The organism is Asanoa siamensis (assembly GCF_016862555.1).
In the GTDB taxonomy this organism is placed as follows: domain Bacteria; phylum Actinomycetota; class Actinomycetes; order Mycobacteriales; family Micromonosporaceae; genus Asanoa; species Asanoa siamensis.
In genome coordinates this window covers 1-3,753 of record NZ_BONE01000173.1, presented here as the reverse complement: position 1 = coordinate 3,753, position 3,753 = coordinate 1, and the positions used below count along the sequence as shown (strand labels likewise).

Sequence of the window (3,753 nt, the reverse complement as noted above, 5' to 3'; positions counted from 1 at the left end):
CCGCCCGACCGGACCGGCCGTCATGCTGCTACCAGCCGCGCTCCGCCAGGCGGTGCGGCTGCGGGATGTCGTCCACGTTGATGCCCACCATGGCCTCGCCCAGACCACGCGACACCTTCGCCAGCACGTCCGGGTCGTCGTGGAACGTCGTCGCCTTCACGATCGCTGCCGCGCGTTCTGCCGGGTTGCCCGACTTGAAGATGCCTGAACCCACGAAGACGCCCTCGGCGCCCAGCTGCATCATCATCGCCGCGTCGGCCGGGGTGGCGATGCCGCCCGCCGTGAAGAGCACCACCGGCAGCTTGCCCGTGCGGGCCACCTCGACCACCAGCTCGTAAGGCGCCTGCAGCTCCTTCGCCGCGACGTACAGCTCGTCGGCCGACAACGACGTCAACCGGCGGATCTCGCCGCCGATCTTGCGCATGTGGGTCGTCGCGTTGGAGACGTCGCCCGTGCCCGCCTCGCCCTTCGAGCGGATCATCGCCGCGCCCTCGGTGATCCGGCGCAGCGCCTCGCCCAGGTTGGTCGCGCCGCAGACGAACGGGACGCTGAACGCCCACTTGTCGATGTGGTTGCTGTAGTCGGCCGGCGTCAGCACCTCCGACTCGTCGACGTAGTCGACGCCCAGCGCCTGCAGGATCCGCGCCTCGACGAAGTGCCCGATCCGGGCCTTGGCCATGACCGGGATCGACACGGCGCTGATGATGCCGTCGATCATGTCGGGGTCGCTCATCCGCGAGACGCCACCCTGGGCCCGGATGTCGGCCGGCACCCGCTCGAGCGCCATGACCGCCACCGCACCGGCGTCCTCAGCGATCTTGGCCTGCTCCGGCGTGACCACATCCATGATCACACCGCCCTTGAGCATCTCCGCCATGCCGCGCTTCACGCGCGCGGTGCCGGTAACGCCAGCAGCGCCGCCGCCCTGCTCGGTGGTCTCGGTCACGTGGCCACACTCCTTCTCCGCCCAACCGTCTTCGGGCGCCAGGGTAGCCGCGAATTGGCCCTTGGCCGATATCCAATCGACCCCTCGGTGGCCTGCCTAACACCGAAAGAAGAGCTAGCCGGCCACCCCGGCCGCGGGCGGCGGCCCGACGACGGCGGCCGCCGGGGCCAGCGTCGGGTCGTCGATGTCGAAGAACTGCGGGCGGTCGTGCCGCCGGGTGAGCAGCAGGATCCGGACCACCCGCCGCCGGCGGGCCGCGTGGGCCTCGCGGGCCATGTCGTCGTGCACCTGCCGGGCCAGGCCCAGCCGCCGGCTCGCGGCGATCACGGCGTCGTCCCGCGGCTCGTCCGACGACAACGGCACAGAGCGCAACTGCCGCGTGAGATCGTTCTCCGCCGCCTCACGCTCCTCGGGCACCGCGTCCAGCGCGATCCGGGCGGCCGCGTACAACTCGGGCGATTGGCGTTCCTCGGCGAGAACGGCGGCTGCCGCCGCACGCCGCATCAGGTGGGCGTCCAACGCGCGCGCGGCAGCGGCGGACCGGTCGTGCAGGCGGTCCACCCGCTGCGCCGTCCAGGTCAGGTAGGTGGCCAGTACCGCGACGGCGGCGACCACGACGACGACCCACCACATGTTGCGCATCGTAGTGCGGTCCGCGGCGAGGCGATCACCACGACCACCCATTACGGAGCGTGACCACGACGCCAAGGATCGACGACGTTGTCTACGATGCCCGGATGACCGTCAACCTCGCCGAGGACCTGCTGCTGCTGGGCTACGAGGACGACGGCACGCCCACACCCGACTCCGGCACGCTCGACTACGGTCTGGCCGGGGCGGTCCTGGTCGAGCTCGCCCTGGAGGGCCGGATCCGGCTCGCGGCCGGCCGGGTGCACGTCGACGAGCCCGCCTTCACCGGCGACCGGGTGCTCGACCACGGACTGGACCGCATCACCGGGTACGGGCGTGACGCCACCCCCGGCGAGCTGCTCGACGGCATCCGGGGCGGCCTGCGCGACCGGGTCCTCGAAGGGCTGGTCGCCCGGAAGGTGCTGCGCCGCGAGACCCACCGCATCCTGCTCGTCCCGCACCCCCGCTTCCCGTCGGCGACCGGCGGCCAGCCACCGGTCGAGACCGAGACCCGGGCCCGGCTCACCGCGTTCGTCAACGGCGGGCCCGCCGACCCCCGCACCCACGCGCTGGCCACCCTCGCCGTCGCCGCCGGCCTGACCGCCTCGGCCTTCCCGGACACGCCGCGTACGCAGATCGAACGGCGGCTGGCCGAGCAGGGGCCGGAGCCCTGGCCCGCCGCCACCGTCCGCGAGATCCTCGACGAGATCCAGATCGCCATCGTCGCGATCACCACCATGTTCATGACCGGCGGCTGACGACCATCAGCGGTCCGACCACTCCACGTCGATGACCCGCCCGTCGGTCGCCTCGATCGCGGCCGCGTACACCTCGAGCACCCGCAACGCCACCACGGGCCAGTCGTAGTTCGCGACCACCGAGCGGGCCGCGGCGCGCAGCCCCGCCCGCGCCGCCGGTGAGTCCAGCAGCGTCCCCAGCGCCGCCGACAGCGCCTCCGGGTCGCCCGTCGTGAACAGCTGCCCCGCCCGGCCACCGTCGAGCACCCGCCGGAACGCGTCGAGGTCGCTCGCCACGACCGCCGTACCCGCGGCCATCGCCTCGGTCAGGATCATCCCGAACGACTCGCCACCGGTGTTCGGCGCGACGTAGAGGTCGACGCTGCGCAGCATCCGGGCCTTGTCGGGCTCCGACACCAGCCCCAGATAGGTCACCCGGGAGCGCAGCTCGGCCGGGATCCCGGCGTGCAACTCCTCGACGTCGCCGGGCCCCGCGACCAGCAGCCGCAGCCCCGGACGCGCCGGCGCCAGCGCGACGAACGCGTCCCGCAGGATCGGAAAGCCCTTGCGCGGCTCGGTGAAGCGCCCGAGGAAACCCAGGGAGCCACCGGTGCCGGGCCAGCCGGGAAAAGGCGACGCGGCGGCGAAGCGCGCGACGTCCACCCCGTTCGGGATCTCGACCGCTCCGCCGTCCAGGTGCTCGACCTGCACCTTGCGGGCCAGCGCGCTGACCGCGATCCGCGCGGTGATCCGTTCGAGCACCAGCCGCAGCGCGCCCTGCGCCGCCGACAGCGCCCGCGACCGCGTCATCGCCGTGTGGAACGTCGCCACCACCGGCCCGCGGCTGTTGAGCACCGCGAGCATCGACAGGCTCAGCGCCAGCGGCTCGTGCACGTGCAGCACGTCGAAGTCGCCGCGGGCGAGCCAGCGCCGGACCCGCGCGCTGGAGATCGGCCCGAAGGCGATCCGGGCCACGGATCCGTTGTACGGGAAGGGAACGGCCCGGCCCGCCGGCACCACGAACGACGGCAGGTCGGCGTCCTCGTCCGCCGGCGCCAGCACGCTCACCTCGTGGCCGAGCGCGATCAGCGCCCGGGCCAGGTCGAGCACGTGGTTCTGCACGCCGCCCGGCACGTCGAAGGAGTACGGGCACACGATGCCGATCCGCATGCTGCCCACCTCCTCAGGCCTCCGGGGTCGGCGGCTCGTCCAACCAGACCCGCTGGAGCATGTGCCAGTCCTGTGGGTGCCGGGCGATCGCCGCCTCGAACATGGTCGCCATCCGCTGGGTCACGACCCCGACCCGCTCCCGCAACGTGCCCGTTTCCGGCCCGGGTATCTCGACCGGCGGGTTCACGTACCCGCGGGTCGACTGCTCGTCGAACCACACGTCGATCACCAGCAACGGCTTGCCCGTGCGGATCGCCAGCAACGCGGGAC

The 3,753-nt window shown here is 72.7% G+C and carries 5 protein-coding genes; 1 reads left to right on the top strand and 4 read right to left on the bottom strand.

Going from position 1 to position 3,753, the window contains the following annotated elements:
- Nucleotides 1-28 precede the first annotated feature (28 nt).
- A complete protein-coding gene (gene pdxS, locus Asi02nite_RS40960) occupies nt 29-946 on the bottom strand; it encodes a pyridoxal 5'-phosphate synthase lyase subunit PdxS (RefSeq protein WP_203719438.1) in 918 nt (305 codons plus the stop codon).
- Between the two features lie 114 nt (nt 947-1,060).
- Nucleotides 1,061-1,579, bottom strand: a complete 519-nt coding sequence (locus tag Asi02nite_RS40955; protein WP_203719437.1) for a hypothetical protein — start codon at nt 1,577-1,579, stop codon at nt 1,061-1,063.
- Nucleotides 1,580-1,683: 104 nt separating this feature from the next.
- Here Asi02nite_RS40955 and Asi02nite_RS40950 point away from each other — a divergent pair, with 104 nt between their 5' ends.
- Entirely contained in the window at nt 1,684-2,334 is a 651-nt protein-coding gene (locus tag Asi02nite_RS40950) for a GOLPH3/VPS74 family protein (RefSeq protein ID WP_203719436.1), read from the top strand.
- 6 nt (nt 2,335-2,340) lie between these two features.
- On the opposite strand, the gene Asi02nite_RS40945 is transcribed toward Asi02nite_RS40950, so the two are convergent.
- Together Asi02nite_RS40945 and Asi02nite_RS40940 are read right to left on the bottom strand one after the other, a co-directional pair.
- Entirely contained in the window at nt 2,341-3,483 is a 1,143-nt protein-coding gene (locus Asi02nite_RS40945) for a glycosyltransferase family 4 protein (protein WP_203719435.1), read from the bottom strand.
- 13 nt (nt 3,484-3,496) lie between these two features.
- A partial coding sequence (locus Asi02nite_RS40940) for an LpxL/LpxP family acyltransferase (protein WP_444541789.1) occupies nt 3,497-3,753 on the bottom strand: 257 nt, incomplete at its 5' end.